Genomic DNA, 4544 nt, shown 5'->3' with positions numbered 1-4544 from the left:
CACCTGGTAGCGGACCTGGAAGCCGCAGGCGAGCACCGCCGCGCCCTCCCGCCCCGAGGGCATCACCGGCAGACGCGGCATCCGGCTGGCGAGCGCCCCCAGCTCCCCCTGGAGCCGCTCGCGCACCGCGGGCGTACACGCCGTGAGCGTGCGCACCACCGGGGGTTCCAGCTGGCAGCGGTAGGCCATGAGCGCCGCGAAGGGTGTACATCTACAGCCCAACTGCAAGATGACAGCTACACGGTCAGAGGCGCGGTCGGGCGTGGGGCGTCCGGGAAGAACAGTCCCCGGGAGCGCACTGTCGGACAGGTGACGTTGGGGCTCCCGACAGACCCGGGTCCGCTTCAAGAAACCGAGGAAAAGCGGGTCGAATCGGAGGATGGCCCTGGGCGTCCACCACCTGCTGCTCGTCGAGGACGACCGGACGTGGCGGGAGGGCGTGGGCCGGGCGGCGCGCGAAGCGGGCTTCCTGGTGTCGACGGTGTCGGACGGCGCGGAGGCGCTGGACTGGCTGCGTCATCGTCCGCGCGCGCAGCACCCGGACCTCATCCTGCTGGACCTGATGTTGCCCAGGCTGGATGGCTGGGAGGTGTACGGCCACCTGCGCACGGACGCGCGGCTGCGGCACCTGGCGGTGATGATGATGTCCTCGGCGGGCGGCACGCCGGACGTGCCGCTGCACGGCGTGGTGGGCTTCCTGCACAAGCCGCCGCAGCCGGAGGCGCTGGTGCGGGAGCTGGCGGAGCGGCTGCGCGAGCTGCCCGGACGCACCCCGGAACCGCCGCGCACGCCGTACACGCTGCGGCTGCCGGACGAATCGCTCTACACACTGCATGCGCTGCCGGCCCCGGTCCGTCACGCGGTGCGCGTGCACCTCCTGCGCGCCGCGGAGCTGTCCGCCACGGAGCTGCCGCTGGCGTCGTCGTGGCTGATGGCGCTGCACAGCGAGCAGCCCTCGCTGCTGGTGACGGTGGAGGGCGTGCGCGTGGTGCTGGAAGTGGACGACGCCGCCTGCGCGCTGACGGCGAGCATGGTCATCGTGCCCAGCCACCTGCGCTGGGCCTGAAGGGGCTCACACCACCGGCACGCGGTGGACCTCCCCGGAGGTCAGGTCCAGCCACACCACGCGGCCGAACAGGTCGTGGACGGCGCACCAGTCCTCCGTGAGGCGCACGACCTGGGGCGGGGTGCCGGAGAACTCCACCGTGGCGCGGGCGTGGCCGGCGAGGTCGCGCAGGACGGCCGTGTGCAGCTCGCCCTTCTGGAAGCGCGTCACGCTCCAGGCCTGCCCGAGCACCGCGCCCACACGCTCCTCGCCCTGCCGGGACGGGATGTGGAAGCGCCGCACGGCGATGGGGGCCAGGTAGGACCAGGGTCCGGCCCCCGCGCCTTCGGCCCCCGCGATGCGCCCGGCCACCACCTCGCCGTCGGGCGTGAGCGCGAGGGTGTCCGGGGTCCCCCGCAGGTCCGGCACGTCCGCGCGCCCGCGCAGGGTGGGGCCGCCCGCCAGCACGTAGCTCCAGCGCTCCAGGCGTTCGAAGTCCTGGCCTGGCGTGAGGTGCAGGACCAGGAAGGACAGGTGCTTCGCGTCCACGGCCATCCGCAACACGGTGCCGCCCACCTGCGACACGCGCCACAGGGAGCGCGGCTCGGCGGCGAGCGTGTCCACCATGCTCACGGTGTCGCGCACTGCGGTGAACCACCGCTCCCCGTCGTAGGTGGGGGCCCACGCGTCCAGCTCCGTGTCGCACCAGCGCGTGGCCCGGCGCTCCACCAGGTCCAGCCGCGACAGGCGCCACAGGTCGCCCCGGCGCGCGAGCGCGAGCGCGCGGTTTCCCTGCGCGGACACGACGAGCGAGAACGCCGGCACGTCGAAGCCCGCGAGCGTGCGTCCGTCCGGGCCCACCAGCCGTGCGCCCGCCTCGCCCAGCGCGAGCAGCACGCGCTGCCCCGGCAGCACCACGGCGTCATGCACGGCGTGAGCACCCGCGTCGTTCCGGTCCATCCACACGCGCACGGGTGCCAGGTCCGGCGACTCGGCCCAGGGGTGCCGTTGGGAGACCTTCGGCGTAGGCAGGTCCGTGCGCAGCGCGGCCATCGCGGGGTCCTTCAGGGCGCGCAGCTGCTGGAGGACCTTGGAAGCAGTGAGGACATCCACCGCGTCGTCGCGCATCAGCGCGCGGGTCGTGGGGACGAGGAGCGCGCTCCGGGCCTCCGAGGCGCCCTCGCGCAGCAGCTCCGTGGCGAAGGCCTGGCGCTCCGGGGCGCGTGCGGGGGCGTCGTCCGACAGCAGGGCCTGGACATCCTCGCGCGCGGCGGCGAAGCCGTCCGGGAACCCGAGCGCCAGGCGCACCAGGAGCTTCGCCCCGCTCGCGCCGCCAGCCTGGATGCCCCGGTCCACCCAGGCCCGAGCGAGGTGGCGCGCGGAGGTGACGGGCCACACAGCGTCCACCGCGCGCGCCCAATCACCGGCCTCCGCGAGCGACTCCGCCCACAGCAGGCGCAGGGTCTGGGCCTCGGCGGGGTGGGTCTTCTCCAGGCGCACCACCGCGTCCGCGAACATGCCCGAGCGCCGCGCGATGGACACCGCGCGCTCCACGTCCTTCGCGAGGAACCACTGGCGCACCACGAGGCTCGCGGGGAGGTCGCGGCCCTCGGCGAGCTCCGCCGCGAGCCGGAGGCGGCCGTGGCGCTCCAGGAAGGACACGGCCTCTTCGATGGTCCCCAACAGCTCCGCGAGGACGAAGGCGGCCTCGTCGATGCGGCCCTCACGCTCCAGGCGGCGGAAGGTCTCGCGGTAGCGCTCGCGCAGGGCCTCGAACACGGCGGGGCCACCGCCGAACGCCTGGGCGGCGCCGCTCCGGCCGCGTGGCTGGATGCGCAGCTCATCGCGAGGCCCGGGGACTCCGAGCGCGAGCCGCGCGCGTTCGTCCGGCTCCGTGCCCAGGGGGATGGCGTGGCGCAGGGCTTCGTCGAGCTTGCCCTCTTCGAAGAGCTCGAAGAGGCGGCGAAGGTAGTCGCCCTTGCGCTGACCGATGAGCCGGCCCAGGAGCGTGTTCTGGAGCATCCATGCCTTCAGTTGCTCAAGGGCGCCCGGGCCTTCGGGTTCCGGGGGACGCGTGCCGGACGCGGGCAGTGAGCCCTGTTGTGAAGCCGTGGCGCTGTCGTGCCCGCGCATCCCGGCGAGGAGCCGCGCGAACCAGCCGGCCCGTCCACCCACGCCGGGCGCGGAGGTAGAGCCCGAGCCGAAGAAGCGCTGCCACAAGCCGGGACGCGCCGTGTCCGAGCCGGGGGCTCCAGAAGAGTTCGAAGCGAAGGCGCTCCGCAAGCGGTCGAAGAATCCCGCGCGGCCCGAAGTCACCGCGCCGTTCGGAGCGCCTTCCGGCTCCGCTCGGAAGGCCTTGCGCAGCCGTGCGAGCAGGCCTTCACGGCGCAAGGTCAGCGTGGCTTCACCGGCCTTCGGGGAGAAGGCCCGCCGCAGCCTCGCGAAGAAGCCCTCGCGCACCACCGGGACCTCCCGCCCCTCCATGCGCGCCAGCATGTGCTCCGCTTCGGGTGCGAGCGTGGGCACCTTCGGTCCGAACCACTCGCGCGTGGGCGGAGGCAGGGGCTCCACTGCCATCTTCATGGGCGGAGGCGGCGCGCCCAGTCCCTTCACCCGCACGCGCCGCCACTCCGACACGTCCAGCCACGCTCCTGGATCCACGTGGCGCAGCTCCCCGGGCCTGTACATCCGAGCGACACCCGCGTGCACCAGCACGACGGCCCCCGCGGGCGGCGCCAATCGCTCGCGTTCCTTCGCGCTCAGCGGCGCACTGGTGAGCACGCCGGACTCCAGCACCAGCGGCAACCCCGGCGCGGCCTCCACCGCGCTCTTGCACGGCGCCGCCAGCTTCAACAGGTGGCCTCCCGCCAGCGCCCAGACCGTGGCGCCGGGCCTCCACGCCGCCAGCACGCGTCGGCGCGCCTCGGCCTCTCCCAGCATCCCAGGGTGGAACCACCAGGCCGCCACCACCACGGTGCCCCGGTGCACCTGGGCGCGAGGACGCACGGTCTCGGGCGTGGGACTCACGACGCGACCTCCGGGACGGAGCGGTACAACATCGTCTGCTCCATCAGGTCCCACAGCACGAAGTCGCCCGTCTTCGTCAGCCATCCCAACACCGGCTGCCCGTGGCTCGCCGCGGCCTGCACCACGGGGCCACTGGCCACCGCGAGCAGCCGGGGCGACTGGGACGAGAAGAAGTGGAAGCCGCGCCGGTCCGGATCCAACGCGACCAGGCCGGGCGGGGACGGCGCGGGCGGCTGCACCACGCCCACCACGCGGTAGCCCTCGGGCACGGGAACGACCGACACGCCTGTGTCCAGGAACAGCTTCCAGTCCAGGTCCTTGTCACGCACCGCGAGCAGTCCTGCGTCGGGATGGGCCCCCGATGGCGAGTAGCCGAAGTACGCCTCTCCCTGGCGCGCGTTGATGGGAATCATGCGGTCCGGCTCTTCGCCCAGGACCTTGAGCCGGGAGATGACCGCCCGCCCCGTTCCCC

At 73.7% G+C, this 4544-nt stretch carries 2 protein-coding genes and 2 pseudogenes; 1 reads left to right on the top strand and 3 read right to left on the bottom strand.

The genetic code is table 11. From position 1 onward, the window contains the following. A pseudogene (locus D7W81_RS39975) lies at positions 1–189 on the bottom strand (hypothetical protein); the annotation flags it as partial. Between the two features lie 190 nt (positions 190–379). Here D7W81_RS39975 and D7W81_RS39970 point away from each other — a divergent pair. Then, entirely contained in the window at positions 380–1066 is a 687-nt protein-coding gene (locus tag D7W81_RS39970) for a response regulator (protein ID WP_120560571.1), read from the top strand. Positions 1067–1072: 6 nt separating this feature from the next. Here the strand turns inward: D7W81_RS39970 and D7W81_RS39965 are convergent, their stop codons facing one another. Further along, positions 1073–4072 (bottom strand): bpX6 domain-containing protein, encoded by a 3000-nt coding sequence (locus tag D7W81_RS39965; protein ID WP_120560570.1) that lies wholly within the window; start codon positions 4070–4072, stop codon positions 1073–1075. Then, positions 4069–4544, bottom strand: a pseudogene (locus D7W81_RS42655) (hypothetical protein); the annotation flags it as partial. The pseudogene D7W81_RS42655 and the gene D7W81_RS39965, both read right to left, overlap by 4 nt.

The sequence above is a fragment of the Corallococcus aberystwythensis genome, assembly GCF_003612165.1.
Classification (GTDB): domain Bacteria; phylum Myxococcota; class Myxococcia; order Myxococcales; family Myxococcaceae; genus Corallococcus; species Corallococcus aberystwythensis.
This window is presented reverse-complemented; position numbering and strand designations above follow the sequence as displayed.